The organism is Kribbella hippodromi, from assembly GCF_039531045.1.
In the GTDB taxonomy this organism is placed as follows: domain Bacteria; phylum Actinomycetota; class Actinomycetes; order Propionibacteriales; family Kribbellaceae; genus Kribbella; species Kribbella hippodromi.
Genome location: NZ_BAAAPH010000029.1, coordinates 73,984 through 99,645, shown reverse-complemented (window position 1 = coordinate 99,645; position 25,662 = coordinate 73,984). Strand labels below are relative to the sequence as shown.

Genomic DNA, 25,662 nt, shown 5'->3' with positions numbered 1-25,662 from the left:
ACGACAGGGGCAGTAAGTCATACCGAACCCAGCGACCAGAACCCCGCACCGCGGGGCCACAAAAAAGGTAACGGGGGCAGGGCGAGGCGTGCTAGTGATGACGGAGGCAGTGGTGATGAGGGTGGTGGCGGTGGTGAGGGCAGGGGGTGACGAGGGCAGGGGGTAGGGGGTTGTGAGGGCAGGGGTGACGAGGCCAGGGGGTTGTGAGGCAGGCGGTCGTGAGGGCAGGCGGCGGTGGTGAGGTGTGGCGGCGGTGCGGCGGCGGTGCGGCGGCGGTGCGGCGGCGGTGCGGGGTCGTGAGTGGTTGTTGGTGGGGTGGGTTATAGGTGGATTAGGTAGATGGTGGGTGGGCGGCCGGTTCGGCCGTGTTGTTGGGTGCCGGTGGGGGCGGCTAGGCCGGCTCGTTCCAGGCGTTTCAGGACTCGGCGGGCGGTGCGGAGTTGGACGGCTAGGTGGTCGGCTACGTCTTGGGTGGTCAGGCCGTCGGGGAGGGTGGCGGTTAGTTCGCGCATGCGGGCGAGGGTTTGGGTGTTGAGGCCTACTCGGCGGGCTAGGAGGGGGAGGCTCTCGGGGGCGCGGGGAGTGCGGGGGGTGGTGGGGTGGTCGCCGGTGGGTTCGATGACGATTTCTACGTCGTCGGACATCGATACGACGCCGGCGACGGTGCCGATGGAGGTGGCTCGGGCGGCGGCGCGGCGGGCCAGGGCTTCGGCTTCGGCGGCGGTGCGGCCTACGCCGAAGCCTACGTACGCGGTGCTGTGCCGGGCGGCGAGGTGGTCCAGGAGTGGCATCCGGGTGAACTGTTCGGTGGCCTGTTCCAGGAGGCCGCGGGTGGTGACTACCAGGTGGCGGCCGTCGGGGAGGGCGGCGAGGCTGCCGCCGAGGGTGATCAGGTCGGCGGCGAGGGCGTCGTCGGGTTCCGGCAGGTCGATGACGCCGAGGGCTACTTGGGCGTCGCCGACGTGCTGGCCGGTGGTGGTGAGGATCAGGGCCTGCAGGGTGGAGCGGATCGAGTAGCGGGACGGGGCCAGGCGTACGGACGGCATCTCGTTTTCGATCAGGTGGAATGCGGAGCCGAGGCAGCTGATCGCGACCAGTGCGCCGTGCTTCTCGCGGGCGGTGCGGTGGAACTCGACGATGTCGTCTGACGTCAGGCCGGGGCGGTACGGGAGTACGTGAATGCGGTCGGTCGGGAGTTTCGCTTCGATCAGCGTTTCCAGTACTTCGGAGCGCCGGAGCGTGTCGATCGAGAACTGGGTGACGTTGTGGCCGAGGCGCAGCAGTTCGACCAGGGCGCGCAGGAGGGTCGCGCCGTCGTACGAGACGTACATCGCCGGGCGGTCGATGGCGCCGGCTTCGGTGGCGATCGTGTACGGGACGACGCCCGTGAAGAGGAATGCGTCGACGTCGGAGTGGGCCTGCTGGACCAGGCCGATCGCCTCGGTTTCGTGCCGGTACGGGAGGGGGACCAGTGTCGTACCGCTGGGTGCGCCGACCGCGGTCACCCGCTGAACGAGGTCCTCCGGCCCGACCACGCCGACCGAAAGCGCCATCAGTCCACCGTGCTGGTCATCAGCGACCGCCAACCGAGCCGCACACCCGCGACACGCCCGCATCCGTCCAGAGTCGCGACACTCGCGCATCCGTCCAGGCTCGCGACGCTCGTGCGTCTGTCCAGAACTGAGCAGATCCTCACGGCTGTCCTCCGGCGACTTCTGGCCTGGCCCTCAACTCGCAGAATAGCGCAGTGACCGGCGAGATCTTGACGTTCCGGCGCTGCTCTCCTAGTTTCGGTCAAGACCACAATTGCCGCCAGTCCCGCGGCGGGGTCAGATCGGCGCCAGTGCGGTGGAGCGTGGAGGGAGCGCTCCACCCACGGCCCACGCCAACCCATCCACCAGCAACTCGGTTCTGCACCCCCGCACCCCCCCCGAATCATCCGACCTACGACCATCCGCGCAGTGCGCAGTGCACTCGCACCGCACTCGCTGCGGCGAGGTGGCGGCGGGCGCCGGAAGATGAGTCGCAGGCGGTCACCCAGTGGTGTGCTGGAGTGAGGGGAACGCCCATCCCGGCCCTTGGCTAGTGCAGTTGTTCCAGGCAGTGGATGACTTGGTCTCGTTCGGCCGGTGGGAGGTTGGGGCCGTACGGGTCGTGGGCTGAGGATGGGGGGATCAGGCCCTCCCACTCGGCGGCCCAGAGCATGCGTTGGACGTAGCCCTCGATGGGGGCGTAGAAGGTTGCCGCGGCGAAGCGGTCGAGTCGGTCGGAGGCCGCGAGGAACTCGGCGTGGTCGCCGGCGGTCCAGGCGCGGAGGACGGCGGCTGACAGTTCGACCTGGGCTGAGGCGATTCCGACCAGTGCGGTGTCGGCGCCCCACATGAAGGACGGGCCGTACATGCGGTCCTCGCCGGTGATCAGGAGTTTTCCGGTGTCGCGGCCGGCCCAGATCGCGTCCTGGCAGCCGATTGCGCGGTCGAGCGTCGCTGTCTTCACGCCGAGCATCGCGTCGAGCGCGAGCAGGTCCCGGATCAGCTCGGGGGAGTACGGGTATCCGCCGGCCTCGCCGTGCAGGTAGAAACCGACCAGCGGCAGTCCGCTCTCGGCCGCGACTCGCTCGTGCAGCGCGATCGCCTGCGCGTGCCCGTCCGGCAGCTCGTTGAGGGCCGCCAGCGGATACACCATCACCGCATCGGCCCCACCGGCCGCGGCAGCCACGGCCATCTCCACCGTCGCATCCACCGCCTCCCGCAACGCCAAAGCCCCCGACACCCCAGCCGCCGACACCCCACCGGCCGCCCCCACGCCAGAGGTCGCCAGGCTCGACGTCCCCCCGCCCGACGCAGACCCCGTCGCCGGTGACTTTGGTACGCCGACCCCCGCCACGATCGGCAAGTCGGTTGCCTGGCGCCAGGTTTCCAGTACCTTCGCCCGGTCCGCCTGCGACAAGTACAGCCCGCGCCCGGTATGCGCCCACACCGCCACCCCGCCGACCGAAGGGTTCACCAGTGACTGGGCGTACGCCGCGAGGTCGTCATAGGCGACCACCCCGTCAGCGGACATCGGCGTCACCACGGCCGGCAGTACGGTGCCTCGTAGTCGCGTAACCAGTGGGTGCATGATCACCTCTCAGACGTCGTGCCCGAGGCCGGGCCGGTTCGGTACGTCGATCCAGCCGTCGCAGTCCGCGAACACGGTCGCGGCGAGCGGGTCCTGGTCGACCATCAGCGGTCCGACCAGGTCGGCGGCGACGGTCGCGCCCGGCACGGCGGCGGCAAGGTGTACGGCGGCCAGCGTCGCCACGCCCAGCTCCGGCATCGAGCCTACCTTCACCGCGAGCCCGGCGGCCTCGGCCACGTTGGCGATCTGCAAGGCCCGGTGCAGCCCGCCGACCTTGAGGATCTTGATGTTCAGGACGTCGGCGGCGCCGCGGCGCGCGATCTCCAGCGCGTCGTGCAGCGAGTGCATGCTCTCGTCGACCATCAGCCGGACGTCGAGCCGGTCCCGCAGCCGTACCAGGCCGGCCAGGTCCCAGCGGGGGAGCGGCTGCTCCAGCAGGGTGAGCCCGGCCGCGCTCATCTTGGCCAGGTACGGCAGCGCGGTGGTGGCGTCGTATCCCTCGTTGGCGTCCAGGCACAGCTCGGCGTCGGCCGGGATCGCGGCGCGGACGGCGCGGATCAGCTCGAGGTCCTTGGCCGGGTCGTGCCCGCCCTTCACCTTCAGGTGCCGGAAACCGCGATCGGCGTACTCGGCCGCTTCCGCCGCCATCTCATCGAGTGTGCCGAGCCCGACCACCCACGTGGTCTGCACCCGGTCGCGGACGCTGCCGCCGAGGATCGCGTGCACGGGCCAGCCGCTCAGCCGCCCGGCGAGGTCGTACAGCGCGATGTCGAGTCCGGATTTGGCCACCTGCTGACCGCGCAGTACGGCGTCCATGACCTGGTGCGCACCCGCCCGGTCGAGCGGATCGCGGCCGATCAGCGCCGGCGCGAGGTGCTCCTCGATCGCGGCCGTGACCCCGGACAGCGTCTCGCCCGTGTACGCGGTCATCGGTGACGTCTCGCCGATTCCGACCACGCCGTCCGCGGTGTGCACCTCGACCACCAGGCTGATCAGCTCGGTACTGACCCCGCTGCTGATCCGGAACGGCCGCCGGTACCGCGCGCTCACCACCCGCGTCCGCACCGCACTGATCGGCGCCACCCCCGAAGCGAGAGTTCCCCCGGCCGGCAACCCCGCCGGTTCTGCTGCAAGACTCATTCCGGCTCCTAGGGTCGCAATCTGGGCGCAAAGCATTTACGGTCAAGACCGTAAATACCCTGAGCGCTCTCTGTCAACGGAAGGTGGCACCCCGATGCGGCTGGGTCTCTATCTGAACCTCTACGGCACCCCCGGCGAGCGCCCGCAACTCGCGGACGCGGTCGAGCAGGCGCGGCTGGCCGAGCAGGCCGGTTTCGAGTGGGTGGTCCTCGGCGAACGGCACCTGCACCGCCCCGGCTACCACGAGATCCTCACCTCGATGACCTGGCTGGCGGCGCACACGTCCCGGATCGGCATCGCCACCGCGGGCATCGTCACACCGCTGTACGACCCGGTCGTGCTCGCGGAGACGCTGGCGCACATCGACGTACTGTCCGGCGGCCGGCTGACCGCCGGGTTCGTCCTCGGGTACCGCCCGGAGGAGTTCGCCCTGTACGGCGTGACGCAGTCCGAGCGGGTCGCGCGCTTCGAGGAGGGCCTGGAGATCCTGACCCGGCTGTGGACGTCCGACGAGGTCACGTACGACGGAAAGTTCACCAGCATCAAGGACGCGTACCTGTCGCCGCGCCCCGTCCAGTCCCCACGCCCGCGCCTCTGGAACGGCGGCCGGGTGTCAGCCGTGCTGGAGCGTACGGCCAGGATGTGCGACGGCTGGACCACATCTTTCAACGAACTGGACGCGGATCTGCCGGACAAGATCGCCGAGTACCTGTCGTACCCGCAAGGCGCCGAATCGCTCGGCCAGGAGGTCATCCTCTGCCGCGAAGGCTACTGCGCCGACACGTCTCAGGCAGCCCGCCAAGCCCTGGAAGAACCGCTCCGCGACCTGTACGACGCGTACACCGGCTGGAAGCGTACGTCCACCGACGCCGCCCGCTACACCCAAGGCTGGGACGACATCGTCAACCGCAGCGTGATCGGCTCCAGCGCCGAATGTGCGGACCGCCTGGCCCATTACGAGGAAATGGGCGCAGACGGCATCATCCTCCGCATCCAGCCGCCGGGCATGCCGCAGGCAGAAGCGCTGAAGTCGATCGAGGCCTACGGAGAACTCCTCAAGCCTTGAGACCGGACATCGCGATCGAGTCCGTCAGGTAACGCTGCAGCAACCCGAACACCAGCAGGCTGGGGACGACGGTAATGGTCGCCCCAGCCATCACCTGATTGATCGGCACGGACTGAGTCTGCAGCGTGGCCAGCCCGACGGTCAGCGTCTGCATCTCGCCGGACTGCCCAATCACCAACGGCCACAGGAAATCGTTCCAGTGCCAAAGGAACACGAAGATCCCGAGCGTGGCCAGCACCGGCCGGATCAACGGCACCACGATCGTCGTGAAGATCCGCCACTCGGAAGCCCCGTCGATCTCCGCGGCCTCGAACAACTCGTCCGGCAGCTGCAAGATGAACTGCCGCATCAAGAACACGGCCTGCGAGTTGGCCAGCGTAGGCACGATCAGTCCCCAGTAGCTGTCCACCCAGTCCAGCTTCGAGACCAGGATGTACGACGGGATCAGCGTCGCCTGGAACGGCACCATCAAAGTCGCCAGAAACGCCCAGAACATGATTTCCCGCCCCGGGAAGCGCTTCTTCGCGAACGCGTACCCGGCCATCGACGCGAACAGCAGCACGCACACCACGGACACCAGCGAGTACAGCAGCGAGTTCACCGTCCAGCGCGGGATGTCCGAGCTGGAGAGCACGTTCCGGAAGTTCTCCATGGTGAAGTTCGCCGGGTTCAGCGCCCCGGGAAAGGTCTTCCCGCTCGGCGGCGCAAAGGCGACCAGCACCATCGCCGCGAACGGTACGACGGTGACGATCGCGGTCAGGATCAGCAGGGTCGGCATCGTCAACCGCGCCGGCCCACGCTTCCCGGCCGCACGCGATTCGGACACTTCGCGCACCGGAGGGCGTTCGAGTACGTTCACCATCAGTCGTCCCTCCCGACGAGCCGGCGCTGTACGAGCGAGACGATCAGCACGATCAGGAACAGCACCAAGCCGATCGCACTGGCATAACCGAAGTCGAAGTACTTGAACCCGCTGTCGTACAGGAAGTACACGAGCGAGTAGCTCGATCGCACCGGTCCGCCACCGGTCATCACGTACATCGCGTCGAACACCTGGAACGCACCGATCGTCTCGATCACCAGCACGAAGAACAGCACCGGCCGGAGCTGCGGCAGCGTCACGTACCTGAACCGCTGCCACGTCCCCGCGCCGTCGATCATCGCGGCTTCCAGGTACGACTTCGGTACCGCCTGGAGTCCGGCCAGCAGGATCAGCATCGAGTACCCGAAGCCCTTCCACGCCGACGTCACCGCGATCGACGGAAGCACCGTGTTCGACTGGTTCAGGAAGTCGACCGGCCCGAGGTGCACGAGCCCGATCAGCGTGTTCAGCAAGCCGTCCTGCGCGTCGTAGATCCACTTCCAGATCACCGCGGCGAGCACGATGCTGGTCACGTACGGCAGGAAGAACACGCCCCGGAAGAACCCGCGCTTCCACACCACCTGATGCAGCAGCACCGCCGTACCGAGGGACAGCAGCACCGTCAGCGGTACGAACATCACCGTGTATGTGACCGTGACCAGCAACGCCTCGTGGAACACACCGTCCGACAACAACCGCGTGTAGTTGTCAAAGGCAATGAAATCCCAGGTGCCGCTGATCCGGTAGTCGGTCAGCGACAGCAGCAGCGCGCCGATGGCCGGCAGGAACCGGAACAACAGGAACAGCACCAGCATCGGGGCGACGAACAGCAGGCCGACCCAAGGCCGCCGGCGCGGTCCACGCCGGCTCGCCCGCGAGAGGACGGAGGTCAACGTTGTCTCGACAGGAGGTCGTTGGCCTGCTTGGCGGCGTCGTCCAGGCCCTGCTGCGGCTGCTTCTTACCGGTCAGCACCGCCTGGATCTCCGTGCTCAGGAAGGACATGATCTGCCGGGCGGACGGGTTCGCCTCACCCGGTACGGCGTACTGCAGCGCGTCCTTGAACTTCGCCGCGTTCGGGTCGGTCGACGCGTACGTGGCGTCCTTCCGCGGCGAGTAGTACCCGGAGGCCTTGCTCAGCGCGTCCAGCTGGGCCGGCTGGATCATGAACGTCAGGAACTTCTTCGCCGCATCGGTGTTACTGCTTGCGGCGTTCATGACCAGGCCGCCCGGGATGCCGTACCCGACCTGCTTTTTGCCGGTCAGTGGTGCCCCGATCTCGACGTTGCCGGCGCCCCAGGTCTTCGCGACCGTGGCGGCGTCGGACGGCACGCTGGTGTACGCCATCGCGACCTGCCCCTTGCCGAGGGCCGAGTCGGCGACCGTGTTCACGCTGCCGAGCGCGGTCTTGGAGATCGCGCCCTCGTCCCACAGGCCCTTCAGGAAGGTCAGCGCCTCCAGGCCGGGCGCCTGGTTGAAGGTGACGCTCTTGCCGTCGTCGGCGAACACCTTGCCGCCGGCCTGCCAGAGCAGCGGGTAGAAGCTCAGGTTCAGCGTGGCCTCCGGTGAGGCCGCGTAGTCCAGCATGGAGAACCCGGCGGCCTTGACCTTCGGCGCGGCCGCCTTGATCTCGTCCCAGGTCTCCGGCGGCTTGCTGATCCCGGCCTTGGTCAGGATCGTCTTGTTGTACATGGTCGTGGTGACCGTGTGGTAGATCGGTGCGCCGTAGATCTTGCCGTCGACGGTCAGGCCGGGGACCGCGGCCGGCAGGAACTTGTCCTTCTCCGGCTCGACCACGTCGTCGACCGGCGCCAGCGAGCCGCTCTTCACGTACTGCGGGATCTGGTCCGGGATCATCAGCAGCACGTCCGGGCCCTTCTTGCCCGAGAAGGCGGCGGCGAGCTTCTCCTCGCGGTTCGCCCACGGCTGCATCTCGATCTTCAGGTCGATCCCGGAGTTGGCCGCCTCGAAGTCGGTCTCGACCTTCTTCCAGTACGTGTCGCTGGTCGCCTGGTCGGCGATCACCGGGTACATCCAGAGCGTGACGCTCTTCTTCGCGCTCGACGAGCCGGAGTCGCCACCGCCGCAGGAACTGAGCGCGGCGGCGAGAACGAGCGCCGTGAGTGGTGCCGCGATGCGGCGGACGGTGGATTTCATCGCACCCCCAGGGTGGGTCCGGAAGCAGGGCCGGAAGGTTGTCGACCTAATAACGGTCAGGACCGAAAGTAGCCGGGGTGAATTTCGGCTGTCAACGGCTGATATCAACTCGGAACAGCTCGGAACCGCTGGTCATCAGCAGCTGGTGGTCGCCCCGGACGCCGAGCCGCCGGTGCGGATGCGCGACGAACACGGTGGGAACCGCCTTCTTTCCCGGCGCGATCCGGTAGATCTTGTTCAGGTCGATGCTCACGTACACCGCTTCCGAGGTCGCGACGATGTCGCCGCTGGAGGTGGTGGTGCCGAGCGTGAAGGACTTCTTCAGCTTGCCGGAGTCCGGCGCGAGCGCGAACACGGTCTTGCCGGCCACACCCCAGAGCAGCCCGTCCGGCCCGATCGTCACCGACGAGACGGTAGCCGCGCCTGGTACCGGCACGGTCTCCCACAGCTTCTTCTTCCCGGTCACGTCCCACGCGAACACTGTGCCCGCCTCCCGGGTCGGTGGGGTGGTGGTCAGGCCACCGGCGATCGACGTTCCGCCGTACACGATGCCGCAGCGGGCGGTCAGGCCGTACACGGACTCGTCCTGGACCACGTTCCGGTACTTCTCGGTGCTGCCGGTCTTCGGGTCGTAGATGACCAGTGCGCCGCCCAGCCGATCGCCGTCCGGGATGGTGCCGACGGCGATCTTGCCGTTCACCTCGACCAGGGCGCGGGCGCGGGTCTGGTACAGGTCCGGCTTGAGATTCAGCAGTTTGGTGGGGTTGTCCGGGGTGCCCGGCGGGCCGGGTGAGTACTCCGGACTGCTCCACGGCTGGGACGGGTCGTACGAATAGAGCCGCGCCTCCGGGTACGCGCCGACCCAGACGTTGCCGGCCGAGCCCTCCAGCAGCGCCTCGACCTGCGAGAACCGGTTGAAAGTGGCCGCACCGGTGACCGGGTTGACCACCGAGATGCCGCCGTTCAGGAAACCGCCGGCGTAGATGTTGTTCTTGCCGCCGGCCACCGACAGGATCTCGATCGGCTCCCGCCGGACCTTCGTCTGGAAGATCTCGGACTTGCCGGTCTGCGGGTTGTAGCGGAACTCCTCGCCGCGCCAGAGCGTGCCGACCACGCTGGTGCCGGGGTAGTCGGGCAAGTTCAGGTCGGCGTACCCGATCGAGCGGGCGTTCTGGATCCGGCCGGTGAACGTCAGTCCGGTACCGGTCAGGGTCTTGGTCGCCGGGTCGTACTTCTTCAGCTCACTGCTCTGGATCAGATACAGCGAACCGTCCGCGCCGATCGGCGAGATGTCCAGGCCGTGCGCGTTCGGGATCTCGTCCACCCAGGTCCGGGACGCGATGTCCCACACGTACAACGGGCCGGGGAAGGCGGTGCTGACCCGGACGTACACGCGGCCGCCGCGGGCGTTCAGGTCGTACACGACCTGGTCCTTCGGGTCGCCGAGCCCGGGTGGTGGCGGCAGCTGGGTGACCGCGCCGGTGTTCACGTCGACCTCGGAGATGTACGCGTCGGGCTGAGACCCCGCGTACAGCTTGCCGTCCGCGTAGTCGATGCTCTTCACGTAGCCCTGACCGGCTTTGATCGTGCCGTAGTCGCGGATCGCGCCGGTCTGATGGTCGTACCGGAACACCTTGCCGTGCGGGTACGTGCCGCCGTACACGTTGCCCTGTTCGTCGACGGTGATCCGCAGGATGAATGTCTCGGTCGGCAGCGGCCGGCCCAGGTCTTCCGCGGTGGTCGCGCCGGGGCGGAGCCGGTACAGGTGGCCGTTGTTGTAGGTGCCGGCGTAGATCGTGCCGTCCGGTGCGGCCGCGACCGCATAGCTGCCGTCCGCGCCGGGCAGCGCCGCCGACAGCAGGCTGTCGCCGGTGGCCGGGTCGATGGCGTTCAGGTACGCCGGGCTGCCGGTGGACACGTTCCAGATCGCGGTCTTGCCGTTCGGTCCGGGTGCGACCGTGCCGCCGATCAGGAGCACGTCGGAGAGCGGTACGCCGAGCGAGACGACGCTGGCGGTCGGGGGTTTGGCGGTCGATGGTTGGGCGGTCGCGCCGGCCGGAGTGGCCAGGGTGCTGACGAGAACGGCGGCGAGTGCCACCGCGATGAGCGAGCGGACTGATCGCATGCGATGCCTCCGGGGTGCCGTATTTACGGTCCTGTCCGAAAGTGAAACGCTCGCGGCGAGGCCAAGTCAACGGCTCGGCGGAATTTGCCACTACTGGCAGCGGAAGCCCTGGTTTCGGCCTCGGCCGTTAAGCCGCGGGCAGCTTGGCCAGCAGGTTCTTCAGCATCTTCCGGGTCTCGGCGAAGTAGCTGTCCTCGCGGTGCAGGGCCCGGTGGAAGGCCGCCAGTTCGGCCGCGGTGATGGTGTTCGAGAAGGTGCTGATCTCGGTCAGGTCGAGCCGCCGGTTGAACAGGTGCACGGTGTCCCGCCAGCGGTGCAGCATCCCGACCAGCTCGGCGTCGCGGTGCAGCCCGAGCGCGCCGGACACCAGCGCCAGGTCGACCGCCGAAACCACCAGCCGCGGGTACACCTGACGGGTGCCCGGTGCTTCCGGCGAGAACCGCGGGTCGCTGATCAGGCGGGTGTTCTCGTGCAGTTCGTCGGCGACAGCGCGCAGTACCTCCGTACGCCGCTCTGCTTCGGTGGTCAGCCGTTCGACGAAGATGCCGGTCAGGCCGGCGACCAGGGTGAGGGAGTTGACCGCGGGCTCCCAGCGGGAGTTGCCCGGGAACAGGAACCAGATCACGCCGAGCACGAAGGCCAGCCCGAGCAGGCCGTACGTGACCACGCTGACCACGGTCCGCCGGTACGCGACCCAGGTCGAGATCGTCCGCCGGGTCACGTCGACCAGATGTCGTCGGCGAGGGTGTGCGCCTCCTCGCCGGACGCCTCCGGTGCGAGCAGCAGCAGCTCCAGACCGAACGGGTTCGGGCGGCGGGTGTAGCGGAACTGGGACTGGATCGCCTCGACCGGCGTCAGCTTGCACGCCTCGGTGAGCCGCTTCAGCCGATCGGCCGAGTACTTGCGCGTCGTGTACAGCCGGATCGTGTCGCCGACCGGGAGCACCACCTCGGTGTGGTCCGGCAGCTCCATCCGGACCTCTTCGCCGGTGTCGTTCTGCCAGAGGATCTTCACCAGCAGCGCGTCGTCGTCCTCGACCTCGCCGACGAACTTGACCAGGTCGTTGCTGATCTTCAGATCCGTGTTGTACCGCAGCGTGCTGGTGACGAACTCCGCGAACGCCCTGGTCTGGTGGTACTCGTCGGCGGCCGCGTCGGCGGCCTCCTGGTCGAGCCGGGTCGTACTGGCGACCTCCAGCAGCAACCGGTCCTGCGGGCGCAGGACGCGCGTCAACGTGCCGAGCAGTTCCTCGTCGTTGTCGAAGTTGGCGAGCGTGTTGCCGGTCAGCGTGTACAGCAACGGCTCGTCGCCGACCAGCCGGGCCAGCATCTCGCCCAGCTCGTCCATGTTGTCGGCGATCGAGAAGTCCAGCTGGACCGGCAGCACCTGGGAGCGCGGGAAGCCGGCCCGGATCGGCTCCATGATGCCGATCCGGAGCATCTCGGAGCTCATGTCGACCGGGAGGTAGTAGAGGTCCGGGTTGTGCCGGCGCAGGTCGGAGAGCAGGGTCCGGTCCTTGACGCCGGTCCCGACGCCGAGGCTGACCAGGTGGAAGCCGCGCTTCTCGACGTGCGGGCGGATCTTCCGCCAGTGCCGGACGAACGACTCGGCGCCGGCCTTCATCACCAGGTAGAACGGGTCGTTCGTCGCGTTCGCCCAGGCGATCGTCGGGCCGATCCCCCAGTACGAGAAACCGGAGGTGATCTGCTTGCCGTCGCCGGACGTCGAGAACGGCCCGCGCAGATCGCTGGTCAGGGTGACGAGCTTGTCGGTCTGATCCTCGCCGACCAGCAGCAGCGACCAGGCGAAGTCGTCGTCGGCCAGCGCATGCTCGAGCTTACGGATCACCGGTACCGGCTCTGTCACGGCTCAACCCCTCACGCAGATGAGCCGTCAGATTACCGGTAACCGGCCTACTCCGCTGCGTCAGATCGGGGTCACCGCGTCCGCCTCGCGGCCCTTGGGGCCGTCGATGATCTGGAACTCGACCGGCTGGCCGTCCTCGAGGGTCTTGTACCCGTCGGAGACGATCTTGCTCCAGTGCACGAACACGTCGTCCACCTCAGCGCCGCCCTCGACAGCCAGGAAGCCGTACCCCTTGTCGGCGTTGAACCACTTCACGGTGCCGCGCACCATCGAGACTCCTAGACCACGGGACCCGCTTCACCCAGGCCCCTCGCGATCGACAAGTTTAACCGAAACGGTTCCCACGCAGAGCGCCGTGCCGGTCAGGGCGGCGCTGACCCACAGTGGTCCGCGGAAGCCGGACAGGCCGATCGCGAGGCCGCCGAGCAGTGGTCCGGCCGCTGCGCCGACGTTCAGTGCGGCGGTGGCGAGACCGCCGGTCAGCACCGGTGCGGCGGCGCCGGCATAGAGCGCGTACGCGATCAACGTCGACCCGACCGCGAACGAAAACAGGCCCTGGACAAGGACGAACAGCACCGTCGGTACGACCTGCTGCGCGGCGAGGCCGAAGCCGCACCAGCCGAGCAACAAGATGCCTCCGGCAACCAACGTCAGCCGGTGATCACGCCGGTCCGCGTACCGCCCGGCCACCGTCACGCCGATGAACGATCCGATCCCGAAGAGCGCCAGCATCACCGGTACCCACCCGGACCCCAGCCCAGTCACCTCGGTGACGACCGGCGAGAGGTACGTGAACGAACAGAACGTGGCGCCGTTGACGAGGGCACCGAGCAGGAGAAGTACGGCCAGCCGCGGGCGTACGCGGAAATGGTTCACCGCGGCCGATCCCGTACTGCGGGCGGGCACCGAGCGGAGAATGCCCAGCAGCGCCGGGAACGAGATGATCGCGACCGCCCAGAACGCCGACCGCCAGCCGAATGTGCCGCCCAGCAGGGCACCCACCGGTACGCCGACGATGCAGGCGAGGGTCGTACCGCCCAGCAGGACCGCCGTCGCGCGACCCTTGGCATCCGGGCGGACCAGGCTGGTGGCGGTGGCGAGCGCGATCGCCAAGAAGCCCGCGTTCGCGAGCGCGGCGAGGACCCGCGTGATCAGCAGCACGGTGAAACTCGTGGTCAGCGCGCCGACCACGTGAACAGCGAGGAAACCGGTCAGTGTCAGCAGCAAGGTCCGGCGCCGCGGCCAGCGGGCGCCGAGGACGGCGACGGCCGGGGCGCCGGCGACCATGCCGAGCGCGAAGGCCGACGTCAGCCAGCCGGTGGTGGGGATCGAGACGCCCAGGTCCTGGGCGATTTCGGGGCCGAGCCCGGACAGCATGAACTCGGACGTTGCCTGGGCGAACACGGCCAGGCCAAGCAGATACAGCACGAATGGCATCAGGAAGCTCCGCAACCAAAGGAAGACGGCGGCAGGACGGATCGCCTGCCGTGAGTCATCTCCGGCGGTTCCGGGTAGTTACCTGGAACAACCGGTGGTTACGGTCTGTTCGCCTCCGGGCTGGACATGGCGCTCAGCTTAGAGAGCGCTGTCCGCGATGGTCCACTCAGTTACCCGCGCCGCGACGCGGCCAGCCCCAGCAAACCGGCCGTGACCAGCAGCAACGCACTGGTCACACCCAGATCATCAGGCTGCAGGACACCGTTCTCGGTCAGCATCCAGATCGAGGCACCTCCGGCCAGCACCGTCCCCGCAACCACACCGGGCACGTCCGGCCGCGCCTTCTGCTTCTGGTTCTGGCTCATCCGCGCACCACCTTGATACCGCCCACCCTGAGGTTCAGATCGAGGGTGACCTGCTGCGGGCCGGGCTTGCCGTCCGCGCCGAGGTCGTCGAGCTTCAGCTGGGCATTATGGCCGCTGTGGTTCTCGTTCAGGAAGGCCACGTCGCCCATTTCGGCGGACAGGTCGCCCTTCACGTCGACGTTCGGCGGCAGCGTGACGACGACCTCGCCGACCCCGCCGTGCACCTCGACCTTGGCGCCGGGCGCGAAGGTGGCCTTGGTCAGGTCGAGCTTCACCGAACCGGCGTCGAACTGGTAGCTCGTCCCGGTCGCGGTGATGGTCTGCCCGAGCGGCGCCACGTAGTTCGTGTCGGCGAAGTTGCGGGGTACGCCGGGGAACACCGAGCTGGCGACCGCGCCCACCGCGAGCAGGATGCCCAGCGGGAGCAGGGCCAGCGTGCGGCCGACGAATCCACCGAGCAGCATGCCGGCGCCCAGCGTGGCCAGGCCGATGATCAGCATCGTCGCGGTCGGCGCACCGGCGAGCGCGGCGATGCCGATGGCCAGGCCGGTCAGTACGACGACGATCGACTTGATGCCGCGAACGCCCTTCGCCGGCGGTTGGGCCGGCTGCGCGGCGACCGGGTCGGCCGCGGACTGCGCGGTGCGGGGCTCGTCGACGTACAGGCCGAGGGGGTCGTCCTCGGTCCAGACAGGCTGGACCGGTTCGACGGTGCGGTCCTGGGGTCGCTGTGTGGCCGAGGACGACGGGCCCGCCGGCGAACCGGCCGGGCCGTTCTGGGACGACGCGTACGCCGCGCCGTGCTGCCCGCCGTACCCAGGCTGACCGGCGTAACCGGACTGACTGGGGTACCCGGGCTGGCTGGGGTAACCGGCCTGACCTGCCTGACCGGGGAAGCCGGGCTGACCGGGCGAACCAGGCTGACCGGGGTGACCGAACTGACCAGGCTGACCGAACTGACCCGGTTGACCAGGCTGACCGGGCTGGTTGGGCTGGCCCGGTTGGTTGGTCCAGTTCTGGCCTTGCGAGCGGCTGCCGTTGCCCTTGCGGTGCTTGGCGACCAGCCAGATGATCGCCACCACGATCAGCGGCCCCGGGACCAGCCGGCCGGAGTCGAACGAGGACATCATCGCGATCCCGGCGAACACGCACACGGCGACCACCACCGGCCACAGCCACGGATGGTCCGGGCGGACCCGGTCACCCAGCAGGCCCTGCGCGGCGGACCGGTCGCTGCCCTCGTCCGGCATCAGGACCCAGGCGGCCAGGTAGAAGATGACACCGGGCCCGCTGATGATCAGCACGGCCATCACGACGCGGACCAGGACCGGGTCGATGTTCAGCGCGCGGCCGATACCGCCGCATACGCCGGCGAGCCACCGGTCCGAACGGCTGCGCCGCCAGCTCTGCGGGTTCTGCAGACCGTTGCGGTCGAACCCCGTGGGTCCACTCTGGTTCTGGTCCATGTCACCGATGGTCGCTCGGTACCGGCCCTGATCACATCGGGGATACCCCCTGAGGCGCCCCGGAGTCCGGTCACCTGACCGGGCCAGCGGCCGGGTCGTCGAGCTGGGGTTCGGGGTTCTCCCCGAGCGGACCCTGAGCGGGCCGCGCCGGTGCTGAGGAGGCGGCCGGGGACAAGCCTGCTGGTGTCCGGCCGGTCCACATGTGACGATCGTGGTGATGAGCCAGCCAGCAGCAGCGCCGCCGGGCGGCCCCGCCACGAGCGGAGGCCGCCCCGAGCCGACGCCTGCCCAGAACCAGGCGCCCGGCCAGAGCGCCGCGCAAAACGCCGGCCAGCACCAGGACCAGAACCAGCAGCAGGACCAGAGCCAGGACCAATGGCGGTTCAAGGGCTGGGGACCACAAGGCCCGAGGCAGTACCAAGGCCCGTACGCCGCCTATGCCGCGCGGATGGCCGGCCAAAAGGGCGCTCAGCCAGGTACGCCACCAGGTGCGCCCGGTGGCCCCGGCGGACCCATCTACGGCCAGCCGTTCCTGGGCGTGGGGCAGTCCGCGCTACCGCCGCGCCCGCACACCGACGGTCCGCGCCGGGCCTACCGGCGTACTGAAGGCCGCGTCGTCGCCGGTGTCGCCGGTGGCATCGCGGATCACCTCGGCGTCTCGGACACGATCGTCCGGCTGGTACTGATCGCCACCACCGTCTTCGGCGGGTTCGGCGTCCTGATCTATGCCGCGCTCTGGTTCCTGATGCCGCTCGCGCCGGAGACCCTGCCGAGCGCGCCCGGCCTGGCCGCGCACACCCGCAGCGGACTGCGCTCCGATGAGCCGCCGCCACCGGTGGCCGAGGCGAAGCAGCGGAAGCGGGAGAAGAGCCGCGGCCAGCTGCCCGCGCTGGTGGCCATCGGTATCGGTGTGCTGTTGCTGCTCCAGGTCGCCGGGTTCGGCATCGCCGGCAAGCTGTTCTGGCCGCTGGTGTTCGCCGCGGCCGGTCTGGCGCTGATCTGGCGGCAGGCGGACGAGAACCAGAAGGACAAGTGGGCGCAGGACATCCGGGTACCGATCCTCGGCCTGGTGCTCGGCAAGGGCGGCTGGAAGTCGCTGGTCCGGATCGCCGTCGGGCTGGTCCTGATCGGTACCGCGGTGACCTTGTTCCTGGTCCAGAACGGCCGGCTCTCGATGGTCGGCGACGTACTGATCGCGCTGCTGCTCGCCGTGGTCGGGATCGGCGTGATCGCCGGCCCGTGGGTGCACCGGCTGACCCGTGACCTGAACTCCGAGCGGGCCGAGCGGGTCCGCTCCCAGGAGCGCGCCGACATGGCCGCGCACCTGCACGACTCGGTGCTGCAGACGCTGGCGCTGATCCAGAAGCAGGCCGACGACCCGAAGGCGGTCGCCCGGCTGGCCCGCTCGCAGGAACGCGAGCTGCGGTCCTGGCTGTACGACGAGGAGCACGACGCGGACCAGACCATCGCCGGCGCCGCGAAGCAGGCCGCCGCCGAGGTCGAGGACTCGCACGGCGTACCGATCGAGGTGGTCACGGTCGGCGACTGCGACCTCACCGAACAGCTGGCGTCGATGGTCCGGGCCGCGCGGGAGTCGATGGTGAATGCGGCGAAACACTCCGGAGCTGCGAAGATCGACGTGTTCGTCGAGGTGGACGGCGACCGGGTGGAGATGTTCGTCCGGGACCGGGGCAAGGGCTTCGTGGTGGACGACGTCCCGGACGACCGGCTCGGCCTGCGGCACAGTGTGATGGGCAGAATGGAACGGCACGGCGGCCGCGCGACGGTGCGGTCCGATCCGGAAACAGGGACCGAAGTGCGACTGGAGATGGACAGATGAGCAGCAGGCGCGTTGTCGTCATCGACGATCACGACATGTTCCGGGCCGGGGTACGCAGCGAGATCGGCACCGCGGTCGACATCGTCGGGGAGGGCTCGGACGTCGACACCGCGGTGAAGGCGATCGTCGCGAGCGAACCGGACGTCGTGCTGCTGGATGTCCATCTGCCCGGCGGTGGCGGCACCGAGGTGATGAAGCAGGTGCACCAGCGGCACCCGGACATCAAGTTCCTGGCGCTGTCGGTGTCGGACGCGGCCGAGGACGTGATCGGCGTGATCCGGGCCGGCGCCCGGGGCTATGTGACCAAGAACATCTCCGGTACGGAACTGGTCGACGCGATCAACCGGGTGGCCGACGGCGACGCGGTGTTCTCGCCGCGGCTGGCCGGTTTCGTGCTGGACGCGTTCTCCGGCGCGATCGACATCGCGTCGGTGGACGAGGACCTGGACCGGTTGTCCCAGCGGGAGCGCGAGGTGCTCCGGCTGATCGCCCGCGGTTACGCGTACAAGGAAGTGGCCCGCGAGCTGTTCATCTCGGTGAAGACCGTTGAGACGCACGTCTCTTCGGTACTGCGCAAACTGCAGCTGTCCAACCGGCACGAACTGACCCGCTGGGCGACCGACCGCCGACTGGTCTAGCCACTGGTCGAGCCGGCCGGCCGGTGGTGCAAGCGTTCGACTGTGGCGCGTTTCGGCCAGGGCATGGATTCGCCACCCCGTGACGGCGGTCCAGGCTTGGTGGCTGTTATACCGTCGACTCTTATGGAGCGGAATCTTACTGCCGACCAGCTTGCCCTGTTCGAGAAGGAGTTCGCGTCGAACCCGCAGTACCGGGTGATGCAGAACGCCGTCACGCAGACCCCGGTGAACAGCATCGCGCTGGACCGCCAGGTGGTCACGTCGATGGATCATTCGGTCTCGAACCTGCTCGACGACTGGAAGGTCACCAATCAGAAGAAGAGCGGCCGGTGCTGGCTGTTCGCCGGGCTGAACCTGCTCCGGGCCGGTGCCGCGGAGAAGCTCGGGGTCAAGGACTTCGAGTTCTCGCAGAACTACCTGCTGTTCTGGGACAAGTTCGAGCGGTCGAACTTCTTCCTCGAGGCGATCATCGAGACCGCGGACCGGGACGCCGACGACCGGACGGTCGCGCATCTGCTGTCCGACCCGATCGGTGACGGCGGGCAGTGGAACATGTTCGTCGCGCTGGTCCGGAAGCACGGTCTGGTGCCGAAGTCGGCGATGCCGGAGACGGAGAGCTCGTCGTCGACCGGCCAGCTGAACGACGTGCTGCGCAAGCTGCTCCGGCAGGGCGCTCGGGACCTGCGCGCGCTGGACGGCGCCGAGGCGCGCCGCGAGCGCAAGCGGGAGATCCTGGTCGGCGTGCACCGGGCACTGAGCATTCACCTCGGGACGCCGCCGCAGAAGTTCCTCTGGCAGTGGAAGGACACCGACAAGGGCTTCCACCGCGACGGCTGGACCACGCCGACCGAGTTCGCCGCGGAGTACGTGCAGCTGCCGGTGGACGAGTACGTGTGCGTGGTGCACGACCCGCGGCCGACCAGCCCGGTCGGCAAGACGTTCACCGTCGACTTCCTCGGCAACGTCATCGACGCGCCGCCGGTGGTGTACCTGAACGTCGAGATCGACCTGATGAAGCAGCTCACCCAGGACGCGATCGTCGGCGGCGAGCCGGTCTGGTTCGGGTGCGACGTCGGCAAGCAGATGAACCTCGAGCTCGGCTTCTGGGACGCCAAGCTGTACGACTACGAGGCTGTGTACGACACCGAGTTCACTCTCGACAAGGCCGAGCGGCTGATCCACCACGAGACCCTGATGACGCACGCGATGCTGTTCACCGGCGTCGACGTGGTCGACGGCAAGCCGCGCCGCTGGCGGGTCGAGAACAGCTGGGGCGACGAGAAGGCCGACAGCGGTTTCTGGACCATGAACGACTCCTGGTACGGCGAGCACGTCTTCGAGATCGCCGTCCGCCGCTCGGCGCTGCCGGCCGAGCTGCAGGCCCGGCTGAACGACGAGCCGATCGTCCTGCCCGCCTGGGACCCGATGGGCGCCCTCGCGCACTGATCCACCCGCCACGTCCCGGGAACCGAAGCCGGCTCCCGGGACGTGTCATGTCACGGGACCGCGCACCCGCCCCGGCCGCACCCCGGCGATGCCGTGCTCAGAGGCTGCGGATAGCGGCGGCGACGCGGTGGAAACGGCGGCGCCGGGGCCGGAGGACGATCTTCCGGCCCTGCGGACGATCCGCCGCGACCTGGGCCGCGCGCACAGCGAGCTCGTCATCCAGCGGCTCCAGCTCCTCCACCCCGTACCGCCGCCGCAACGCACACCGCAGCAGATGATCCGCAAGCACCGGATTCTTCGGCAACACCGGCCCATGCAGGTACGTACCGACCGTGTTCCCGGCCACCGCCCCCTCATCCCCGGTCCCGCCGTTGTTCCCGAAACCCTGCCGGACCGTCCCCAGCGCATCCTGCCCGGCCTCCAGCACCGTCCGGCCGGAGTGATTCTCGAACCCCACCAGCTGCCCGAACGGACTGTCGATCACGATGTTCCCGATCATCCGCTCCCGGCTCGCGGTGGTACCGGCCCGGAAAATCCCCAGCCCCGGCAGCCGCCGCCCGGCCGGATCGACAAATTCCCGCCCGAACAGCTGATAACTCCCACAAATCAGCAACATCGGCACCCCGGCGGCGGACATCTTGCACAATTCATCCCGGTACCGCAACAAATCTTCGGCACAGGCCAGTTGCCCGGAATTCTGCCCACCGCCACCGAAGACCAGATCAATGCCGGAGAAATCGAAAGCCCGGCCCGGTTCGACCGGTAACACTTCGGCCCGGTATCCACGCCATTCCAGTCTTTTCACCAGCGTGATCACATTCCCCAGGTCCCCGTACACATTCAGGTCCCGCGGATAAAGGTGCGCCACCCGTACCGTTCTCATCGGTCCACCCGTCGCCGGAGCGCTTTCCGGATCTGCAGCATTGCCGTGTACGTCGGCAGGATGTACGCGTCGCCGCCCCGCGGTACGCCGGCCAGCAATCGGGTGATCCCGTCGTCGACGCTCGACGCCACCGCTGCTTCCGTCCCGGCGTAGTGCAGCCGCAGCGCCATCTCCGCCGCCCGCGTCCCGGCCGTGACCACCTCCGGCCCGCCGCGCGTCAACCCGTCCAGCGGTACGTCCCACAGCCATGAAACGTCCCGCCCGTCGGCCGGCAGATCGTTGACCGCGATCAGCACCCGCGGATGCGACCGCCCGACGAGAAAGGTGTCCAGCACCTGCGCGAACCCGGCCGGGTTCTTGATCAGCAGCAACCACAGCGTCCGGCCCTGCAGCTCGGTCTTCTCCACCCGCCCGAACGCGGCCTCGGTCGTCCGCACCGCCTCCGCCGTCACCGCGGGATCGAGCCCGAGCCCGGTCGCCAGCCCGACGGCCGCGAGCGCGTTGTAGAGGTTGTACGTCCCCGACAACCCGTACCGCATCCGCCGCACCGAACCGCCCGCGGTCACGCTGAACTCGGTCCCGTCCAGGTCCGCCTGGGAAACGCCGGTGACGGCAACGTCCGGCTCGGGCCGCGCGAAATCGCCGTTCGGGCAGGTGTAATGACCGAGATGGCTGTAGAAGACCCGGGCGAACCGCAAGCGCTCGCCACACTTCGGGCAGCGATCGGAATCCGCCGCCGTCCACTCCGCGGTCAGTTCGGCCGGCAACTGGTCGATCCCGAAATAGCTGACCTGCCCCGAAGTCGTCGCTCCGGCCAAACTCGCGACCCGCGCGTCATCCGCGTTCAGATACAACCGCGCGTCCGTCGTCGCAATGCCTTCCGCCAGCAACCTCGCGGTCGTGTCCACCTCGCCGTACCGATCGAGCTGATCGCGGAAAATGTTCAGCACCACGATGTGCCTTGGCTGCAACACCGCGCCGACCATGCGCAAGCTTGCCTCGTCGACCTCGAACACGCCGATCGTCGCGCCGGTCCGTCCACGCAGATCGGCCGCCGAGACCAGCGCAGAGACGACGCCGCCCGGCAGGTTCGCACCGCTGGCATTCGTGACGACCGTTTCGCCGCTGCGGCGGAGCGCCGCGACGATCAGCTTCGTGGTCGTCGTCTTGCCATTCGTGCCGGTCACCAGAATGCAGCCGTGCGGTAATTCGGCTGCTAATTTCCGGGGTAATTCCGGCGCGATTTTGCCGACGATCGCGCCGGGCAGCACCTGGCCGCCGCGGCCGAGCCGGCGGCTGAGCGTGGCGGTGCCCCGGGCGACAGCAATCGCGGCCGTTTCGCGCATAGAAAAATTGTAAGACCGCTGGTCAACAGAAACTCAGCGTCCGCTCAGCTCGGCAAATGCTCAGGCAATACTCAGGAAATAAGTTTCAATGCTTCGGAAGGGCGTTCGAGCGTCGGCAGGTGGCCGGCCCAGTCGAGCTGGACACGCTCGGCGTTCGGCAGCCGCTCGGCCAGGTAGTCGGCGCTGTCGGCGAAGAACCGGTAGTCGTGGCCGCCGGTGATCAACCGGACCGGTGCGGTGATCTTCTCCGGCTCGACGGCGTACTCCTCGTTGTCCACCTCACCGGCCGCGAGCTGCAGGTCGAACGCGCGCTGCTGCATGGCCCGGAGGAGCTCACGGGCGTCGTCGTCGGCTTCGGGGCCGATCCAGTTGCGTACGGTCAGCTCCGTCGCACCGGCGATGTCGTCAGCCTCGATGAGCCGCTCCTCCTCGGCCCACAACGCACGGAGGTCCTCGTCGGGTTCCACGTTGTCGGTCGGTGCGCACAGCAGCACCAACCGGGTGAATCGCTCCGGGTCGCGGCTCGCCGCCTGCTGGACCACGTACCCGCCGTACGAGGCGCCCACTGCGGTGACCGCGGACGCACCGACCTCGTCCAGTACGGCAAGCAAATCACCAGCGTCGGAATAGTCCGCACCAGCTTCCAGCGGTGTCTCTCCGTAGCCGCGCAGATCCACTGTGATCACCCGATGGCCGCCCTTGAGCTCATCCACCAAGCGCGACCACATTCGCGCATCCGCCACGCCGGCGTGCACCAGCAGTACGTCCGGACCGTCCCCAACCACCGCATGAGAAATCGTCATGCCCGCACCCTGACTGCTCCCGGCGACCGAAGCAAAGCAATTGTCAGCCGAGCCGGATCACCGTGAACGACTCGGCGTAGTGATTCGCCGGGAAGCCGGCCGCGGCAGCGAGCTCGGCGGAGTAGGCACGCATGCCGGCCGCGAGTCCGTCGGGATCGCGATGCTGGCTGGCGTGCGACCTGAGCGCGGCCAGCTTCTGGTCGAAGGTGTCGGTGATGTCGACGGAGTGGTTGCTCTCCGGGTGCTCCATCATCCACAGCTCGCCGACATCCCAGGCTTCCTCGGCAAGATCCGGGTACGCGTACGGGTTGCCGGCCGCCGGGTAGAACGCGCGCACGGTCGCCTCGGCAGCGGCCAGATGATCCGGGTGGGAGACCTGCAGCCGTGACCACCAGCGCTCGGGCGACTGGCTGAGCAGACGTTGTGGGCGGACCTTGCGGATCAGCCGGCTGAGCTCGCGGACCAGCTGTGGCGTCGCCTCGACCGCACCGTCCTGGTAGCCGAGAAAGTGCAGGTCGTGGACGCCGACGTGGCGCGCCGCGGCGGTCTGCTCGGCGCGCCGAACGGCCGGGATCTCGGCCCGGTCGCGATCCGGTTCGAATCCGCCGGCTTGACCGTCCGTGACGATGCAGTAGTGCACCTCGATTCCGGCCTTGGTCCACAATGCGATCGATCCGGCGCCGCCGAAGTCGATGTCGTCCGGATGCGCGACCACCGCCAGTACCCGCTCGACCTCGTCGTCAGGCCGCGGCCTGGCCTCAGGAACACTCACTGTTCGACACTAGCGCCTCGCCCCGCGCCCCAACCGTTTGCCGCGGAGGGCACAGTGGAGGTCATGGAGTTCGGTGGTACGTGCGAGCCGGGGGAGGCCGGGTTCGACCCGGCGGGGCTGGCCGCCGCGGTCGAGCTGGTGCGGGCGCGGGGCGCGGTCGCGCAGTTGTGCGTGGTCCGGAACGGGCGCGTGGTCGTCGACCTGTCCTTCGGGTGTGAGCCGAGCGCGCTGTTCTGGCTCTTCTCCGCGAGCAAACCGTTCGTCGCGATCGTGATCCACCAGCTGGTCGAGGCCGGGCGGCTGCACCTGGACGACGCGGTCGCCGCGTACTGGCCGGAGTTCGGGCAGAACGGCAAGCGGGAGATCACCGTCCGGCACATGTTGCGGCACCGGTCCGGGCTGTCGAACGCCGGCTCGTTCATCGGCGAGGCCCGCGCGATGACCGACTGGGCGCGGGCGCTGCGCCGGATCGAGGACGCCAAACCACGCTGGCCGCTCGAGACCGTCGCGTACAGCCCGCTGGCGTTCGGGTTCGTCCTCGCCGAGGTCGCGCGGCGCTGCAGCGGTCACCCGATCGAGGAGCTGGTACGGCGTGGGGTGCTCGAACCGCTCGGTCTCGACGACACCTACCTCGGACTGCCCGCGGAACAGTGGAACCGGCATGTACCGATCAAGGCCGCCGGTGCGGTCGGACCCGTTGTGCAGTCGGTGCTGAACCGGCGGAGTACGCGCGCGGCCGTCGTACCGGCGGCTGGGATCTCGACGACGGCGCGGGATCTCGCCACCTTCTACCAAGGGCTGCTGGTCGGTGCGTTGCTCGATCCGGAGACGCTGGCGATCGCGGTGGAGCCGAGCAGCGAAGGCGAGCTGGACCGGACCGCGAAGGCTCCGATCCGGTGGTCGCAGGGCTTCCAGCTCGGCGGTCCGCGCTGGCTGGAAGGCGCGCACACGCCGCTCGGTGCGCTCAGCAGCCCGCGGACGTTCGGCCACAACGGCAGCAACTGCTGCATCGGCTGGGCCGACCCGGACCGGCAGATCGCCTACGCGTACCTGACGAACCGGGTCGGCCGCCCCGACGTGAAACTGGCCCACCACGCAGCTGTGGCGGACCAGATCCTCGGAGCCGTTACCTAGGCGAGCGCCGGGAGTGGCACCCGTTCCGTGATGACGTGGTCGACCAGGCCGTACGCCTTCGCGCCGTCGGCGGTCAGGACGTGGTCGCGGTCGGTGTCGTGCCGGAGCTGCTCGATCGTCTGGCCGGTGTGCCGGGCCAGGATCGACTCGACCTGACTGCGAACGCGGACCACCTCGTCGGCCTGCAGGATCAGGTCCGGGATGGTGCCCTGGCCGCGGGCGGCCGGCTGGTGCAGGACGACCCGCGCGTGCGGCAGTACGGCCCGCCGCCCCTCCGCGCCACCGGCCAGCAGCACCGCGCCGGCCGAGATCGCCTGCCCGACGCAGAACGTCGCGACCGGCGACTGGATGTACTGCATGGTGTCGTAGATCGCGAGCATCGCGGTCATGTCGCCGCCCTCGCAGTTGATGTACAGGTTGATCTCCTGATCGGGCTTGTCCACCTCGAGGTGCAGCAGCTGGGCGATCAGCGCGTTCGCGACCCCGGCGTCGATCGCGGTACCGAGGTAGATGATCCGCTCGCTGAGGAGATGCGAGTACACGTCCATGATCCGCTCACCGCGCGGATGCTGGGCGATCACGTTCGGGATGGTGTAGCTGCTCATGCGGCGGTCCTCCTGGGCATCACCTGGTCGAACGACTCGACGATGTGGTCGATGAAGCCGTACTCCCGGGCCTCGTCGGCGGTGTACCAGTGATCGTGCAGCGAGTCCTCGTGCACGACGTCGAACGGCTGCCCGGTGTCCGCGGCGATCAGCCCGAGCACGGTGTCGCGGATCTGCCGCAGGTCGTTCGCCTGGATCTCGATCTCGGCCGCGGAGCCGCCGATCCCGGCCGAACCCTGGTGCATCAGTATCCGGGCGTGCCGGAGCGCGAACCGCTTGCCCGGCGTCCCCGCGGAGAGCAGGAACTGACCGGCGCTGCAGGCCAGCCCGATCGCCAGCGTCGACACGTCGCACGGCACCAGCCGCATCACGTCCCGGATGGCCAGCATCGACGGCACCGAGCCGCCGGGGGAGTGAATCCAGAAGGCGATGTCGGTGTCCGGGTCCTCGGCCGCCAGGGCCAGGATCTGGGTGGCCAGCAAGGTCCCGTTGTCGTCGTCGAGGGCTCCGTCCAGCACCACGATCCGCTGCCCGAGCAACCGCTGCCGCGCGGTCTCGTTGAACATCGGCGGTTTGATGTCTTCTGCCATGTG

Annotated in this window: 24 protein-coding genes; 5 read left to right on the top strand and 19 right to left on the bottom strand. The window is 68.6% G+C overall.

Annotated elements, in window-relative coordinates; all coding sequences use genetic code 11:
- Window positions 1–320 precede the first annotated feature (320 nt).
- The 3 genes from ABD260_RS33270 to ABD260_RS33260 all read right to left on the bottom strand — a co-directional run bounded on the left by ABD260_RS33270 (window position 321) and on the right by ABD260_RS33260 (window position 4,260).
- Window positions 321–1,553, bottom strand: a complete 1,233-nt coding sequence (locus ABD260_RS33270; protein ID WP_344240143.1) for a hypothetical protein — start codon at window positions 1,551–1,553, stop codon at window positions 321–323.
- 529 nt (window positions 1,554–2,082) lie between these two features.
- On the bottom strand, window positions 2,083–3,120 hold the full coding sequence (locus tag ABD260_RS33265; protein WP_344240141.1) for a dihydrodipicolinate synthase family protein: 1,038 nt from the start codon (window positions 3,118–3,120) through the stop codon (window positions 2,083–2,085).
- 9 nt (window positions 3,121–3,129) lie between these two features.
- Window positions 3,130–4,260, bottom strand: a complete 1,131-nt coding sequence (locus ABD260_RS33260; protein ID WP_344240139.1) for a mandelate racemase/muconate lactonizing enzyme family protein — start codon at window positions 4,258–4,260, stop codon at window positions 3,130–3,132.
- A 94-nt stretch (window positions 4,261–4,354) separates the two neighbouring features.
- Here ABD260_RS33260 and ABD260_RS33255 point away from each other — a divergent pair, with 94 nt between their 5' ends.
- Window positions 4,355–5,326, top strand: a complete 972-nt coding sequence (locus ABD260_RS33255; RefSeq protein ID WP_344240137.1) for an LLM class flavin-dependent oxidoreductase — start codon at window positions 4,355–4,357, stop codon at window positions 5,324–5,326.
- On the opposite strand, the gene ABD260_RS33250 is transcribed toward ABD260_RS33255, so the two are convergent.
- From ABD260_RS33250 to ABD260_RS33205, 10 genes are all read right to left on the bottom strand, one after another.
- Window positions 5,316–6,188: a carbohydrate ABC transporter permease gene (locus tag ABD260_RS33250; RefSeq protein ID WP_344240135.1), complete on the bottom strand. Its 873-nt coding sequence runs from the start codon at window positions 6,186–6,188 to the stop codon at window positions 5,316–5,318. The genes ABD260_RS33255 and ABD260_RS33250 overlap by 11 nt on opposite strands.
- Window positions 6,188–7,081 (bottom strand): carbohydrate ABC transporter permease, encoded by an 894-nt coding sequence (locus tag ABD260_RS33245; RefSeq protein ID WP_344240133.1) that lies wholly within the window; start codon window positions 7,079–7,081, stop codon window positions 6,188–6,190. The genes ABD260_RS33250 and ABD260_RS33245 overlap by 1 nt, the downstream gene beginning before the upstream one ends.
- On the bottom strand, window positions 7,078–8,343 hold the full coding sequence (locus ABD260_RS33240) for an extracellular solute-binding protein (RefSeq protein ID WP_344240131.1): 1,266 nt from the start codon (window positions 8,341–8,343) through the stop codon (window positions 7,078–7,080). The genes ABD260_RS33245 and ABD260_RS33240 overlap by 4 nt, the downstream gene beginning before the upstream one ends.
- 91 nt (window positions 8,344–8,434) lie before the next feature.
- Window positions 8,435–10,468, bottom strand: coding sequence for a hypothetical protein (locus tag ABD260_RS33235; protein ID WP_344240129.1), 2,034 nt, complete (start codon window positions 10,466–10,468; stop codon window positions 8,435–8,437).
- Window positions 10,469–10,595: 127 nt separating this feature from the next.
- Window positions 10,596–11,189, bottom strand: coding sequence for a hypothetical protein (locus ABD260_RS33230; protein ID WP_344240127.1), 594 nt, complete (start codon window positions 11,187–11,189; stop codon window positions 10,596–10,598).
- On the bottom strand, window positions 11,186–12,334 hold the full coding sequence (locus tag ABD260_RS33225; RefSeq protein WP_344240125.1) for an L-histidine N(alpha)-methyltransferase: 1,149 nt from the start codon (window positions 12,332–12,334) through the stop codon (window positions 11,186–11,188). Before ABD260_RS33225 ends, ABD260_RS33230 begins: the two co-directional genes overlap by 4 nt.
- A gap of 60 nt (window positions 12,335–12,394) precedes the next feature.
- A complete protein-coding gene (locus ABD260_RS33220) occupies window positions 12,395–12,604 on the bottom strand; it encodes a cold-shock protein (RefSeq protein ID WP_344240123.1) in 210 nt (69 codons plus the stop codon).
- 27 nt (window positions 12,605–12,631) lie between these two features.
- A complete protein-coding gene (locus tag ABD260_RS33215) occupies window positions 12,632–13,771 on the bottom strand; it encodes a Cmx/CmrA family chloramphenicol efflux MFS transporter (RefSeq protein ID WP_344240121.1) in 1,140 nt (379 codons plus the stop codon).
- A 170-nt stretch (window positions 13,772–13,941) separates the two neighbouring features.
- Entirely contained in the window at window positions 13,942–14,136 is a 195-nt protein-coding gene (locus tag ABD260_RS33210) for a hypothetical protein (protein ID WP_344240119.1), read from the bottom strand.
- Window positions 14,133–15,602: a PspC domain-containing protein gene (locus ABD260_RS33205; protein WP_344240117.1), complete on the bottom strand. Its 1,470-nt coding sequence runs from the start codon at window positions 15,600–15,602 to the stop codon at window positions 14,133–14,135. The genes ABD260_RS33210 and ABD260_RS33205 overlap by 4 nt, the downstream gene beginning before the upstream one ends.
- Before the next feature lie 217 nt (window positions 15,603–15,819).
- Here ABD260_RS33205 and ABD260_RS33200 point away from each other — a divergent pair, with 217 nt between their 5' ends.
- From ABD260_RS33200 to ABD260_RS33190, 3 genes are all read left to right on the top strand, one after another.
- Window positions 15,820–17,442: a PspC domain-containing protein gene (locus ABD260_RS33200; RefSeq protein WP_344240115.1), complete on the top strand. Its 1,623-nt coding sequence runs from the start codon at window positions 15,820–15,822 to the stop codon at window positions 17,440–17,442.
- Window positions 17,439–18,080 carry a response regulator gene (locus tag ABD260_RS33195; RefSeq protein ID WP_344240113.1) on the top strand — a complete coding sequence of 214 codons (642 nt, stop codon included), beginning with the start codon at window positions 17,439–17,441 and terminating at the stop codon, window positions 18,078–18,080. Before ABD260_RS33200 ends, ABD260_RS33195 begins: the two co-directional genes overlap by 4 nt.
- Before the next feature lie 123 nt (window positions 18,081–18,203).
- Entirely contained in the window at window positions 18,204–19,526 is a 1,323-nt protein-coding gene (locus ABD260_RS33190) for a C1 family peptidase (protein WP_344240111.1), read from the top strand.
- Window positions 19,527–19,623: 97 nt separating this feature from the next.
- Here ABD260_RS33190 and ABD260_RS33185 read toward each other — a convergent pair whose 3' ends face one another.
- The 4 genes from ABD260_RS33185 to ABD260_RS33170 all read right to left on the bottom strand — a co-directional run bounded on the left by ABD260_RS33185 (window position 19,624) and on the right by ABD260_RS33170 (window position 23,330).
- Window positions 19,624–20,409, bottom strand: a complete 786-nt coding sequence (locus ABD260_RS33185) for a type 1 glutamine amidotransferase (RefSeq protein ID WP_344240109.1) — start codon at window positions 20,407–20,409, stop codon at window positions 19,624–19,626.
- Window positions 20,406–21,755 (bottom strand): MurT ligase domain-containing protein, encoded by a 1,350-nt coding sequence (locus tag ABD260_RS33180; RefSeq protein WP_344240107.1) that lies wholly within the window; start codon window positions 21,753–21,755, stop codon window positions 20,406–20,408. Before ABD260_RS33180 ends, ABD260_RS33185 begins: the two co-directional genes overlap by 4 nt.
- A gap of 71 nt (window positions 21,756–21,826) precedes the next feature.
- The gene (locus tag ABD260_RS33175) at window positions 21,827–22,558 is read right to left on the bottom strand and encodes an alpha/beta fold hydrolase (RefSeq protein WP_344240105.1); all 732 of its coding nucleotides are present in this window, start codon (window positions 22,556–22,558) and stop codon (window positions 21,827–21,829) included.
- Window positions 22,559–22,601: 43 nt separating this feature from the next.
- Window positions 22,602–23,330 (bottom strand): PIG-L deacetylase family protein, encoded by a 729-nt coding sequence (locus ABD260_RS33170; protein WP_344240103.1) that lies wholly within the window; start codon window positions 23,328–23,330, stop codon window positions 22,602–22,604.
- 63 nt (window positions 23,331–23,393) lie between these two features.
- Between ABD260_RS33170 and ABD260_RS33165 the strand changes: the two genes are divergently transcribed.
- Window positions 23,394–24,464 (top strand): serine hydrolase domain-containing protein, encoded by a 1,071-nt coding sequence (locus ABD260_RS33165; protein ID WP_344240101.1) that lies wholly within the window; start codon window positions 23,394–23,396, stop codon window positions 24,462–24,464.
- Here ABD260_RS33165 and ABD260_RS33160 read toward each other — a convergent pair.
- Window positions 24,461–25,069: a ClpP family protease gene (locus tag ABD260_RS33160; protein ID WP_344240099.1), complete on the bottom strand. Its 609-nt coding sequence runs from the start codon at window positions 25,067–25,069 to the stop codon at window positions 24,461–24,463. The two genes, ABD260_RS33165 and ABD260_RS33160, sit on opposite strands and share 4 nt — an antisense overlap.
- Complete coding sequence (locus ABD260_RS33155; RefSeq protein ID WP_344240097.1) at window positions 25,066–25,659, bottom strand: ClpP family protease; 594 nt, start codon at window positions 25,657–25,659, stop codon at window positions 25,066–25,068. The genes ABD260_RS33160 and ABD260_RS33155 overlap by 4 nt, the downstream gene beginning before the upstream one ends.
- Between the last annotated feature and the right edge of the window lie 3 nt (window positions 25,660–25,662).

What these genes read in the sequence shown, in the direction of transcription:
- ABD260_RS33270 (WP_344240143.1), bottom strand. Translation starts at nt 1,553, where the DNA reads ATGGCGCTTTCGGTCGGCGTGGTCGGGCCGGAGGACCTCGTTCAGCGG.
- ABD260_RS33265 (WP_344240141.1), bottom strand. Translation starts at nt 3,120, where the DNA reads ATGCACCCACTGGTTACGCGACTACGAGGCACCGTACTGCCGGCCGTG.
- ABD260_RS33260 (WP_344240139.1), bottom strand. Translation starts at nt 4,260, where the DNA reads ATGAGTCTTGCAGCAGAACCGGCGGGGTTGCCGGCCGGGGGAACTCTC.
- ABD260_RS33255 (WP_344240137.1), top strand. Translation starts at nt 4,355, where the DNA reads ATGCGGCTGGGTCTCTATCTGAACCTCTACGGCACCCCCGGCGAGCGC.
- ABD260_RS33250 (WP_344240135.1), bottom strand. Translation starts at nt 6,188, where the DNA reads ATGGTGAACGTACTCGAACGCCCTCCGGTGCGCGAAGTGTCCGAATCG.
- ABD260_RS33240 (WP_344240131.1), bottom strand. Translation starts at nt 8,343, where the DNA reads ATGAAATCCACCGTCCGCCGCATCGCGGCACCACTCACGGCGCTCGTT.
- ABD260_RS33235 (WP_344240129.1), bottom strand. Translation starts at nt 10,468, where the DNA reads ATGCGATCAGTCCGCTCGCTCATCGCGGTGGCACTCGCCGCCGTTCTC.
- ABD260_RS33220 (WP_344240123.1), bottom strand. Translation starts at nt 12,604, where the DNA reads ATGGTGCGCGGCACCGTGAAGTGGTTCAACGCCGACAAGGGGTACGGC.
- ABD260_RS33215 (WP_344240121.1), bottom strand. Translation starts at nt 13,771, where the DNA reads ATGCCATTCGTGCTGTATCTGCTTGGCCTGGCCGTGTTCGCCCAGGCA.
- ABD260_RS33210 (WP_344240119.1), bottom strand. Translation starts at nt 14,136, where the DNA reads ATGAGCCAGAACCAGAAGCAGAAGGCGCGGCCGGACGTGCCCGGTGTG.
- ABD260_RS33205 (WP_344240117.1), bottom strand. Translation starts at nt 15,602, where the DNA reads ATGGACCAGAACCAGAGTGGACCCACGGGGTTCGACCGCAACGGTCTG.
- ABD260_RS33200 (WP_344240115.1), top strand. Translation starts at nt 15,820, where the DNA reads ATGAGCCAGCCAGCAGCAGCGCCGCCGGGCGGCCCCGCCACGAGCGGA.
- ABD260_RS33195 (WP_344240113.1), top strand. Translation starts at nt 17,439, where the DNA reads ATGAGCAGCAGGCGCGTTGTCGTCATCGACGATCACGACATGTTCCGG.
- ABD260_RS33190 (WP_344240111.1), top strand. Translation starts at nt 18,204, where the DNA reads ATGGAGCGGAATCTTACTGCCGACCAGCTTGCCCTGTTCGAGAAGGAG.
- ABD260_RS33185 (WP_344240109.1), bottom strand. Translation starts at nt 20,409, where the DNA reads ATGAGAACGGTACGGGTGGCGCACCTTTATCCGCGGGACCTGAATGTG.
- ABD260_RS33180 (WP_344240107.1), bottom strand. Translation starts at nt 21,755, where the DNA reads ATGCGCGAAACGGCCGCGATTGCTGTCGCCCGGGGCACCGCCACGCTC.
- ABD260_RS33175 (WP_344240105.1), bottom strand. Translation starts at nt 22,558, where the DNA reads ATGACGATTTCTCATGCGGTGGTTGGGGACGGTCCGGACGTACTGCTG.
- ABD260_RS33165 (WP_344240101.1), top strand. Translation starts at nt 23,394, where the DNA reads ATGGAGTTCGGTGGTACGTGCGAGCCGGGGGAGGCCGGGTTCGACCCG.
- ABD260_RS33160 (WP_344240099.1), bottom strand. Translation starts at nt 25,069, where the DNA reads ATGAGCAGCTACACCATCCCGAACGTGATCGCCCAGCATCCGCGCGGT.
- ABD260_RS33155 (WP_344240097.1), bottom strand. Translation starts at nt 25,659, where the DNA reads ATGGCAGAAGACATCAAACCGCCGATGTTCAACGAGACCGCGCGGCAG.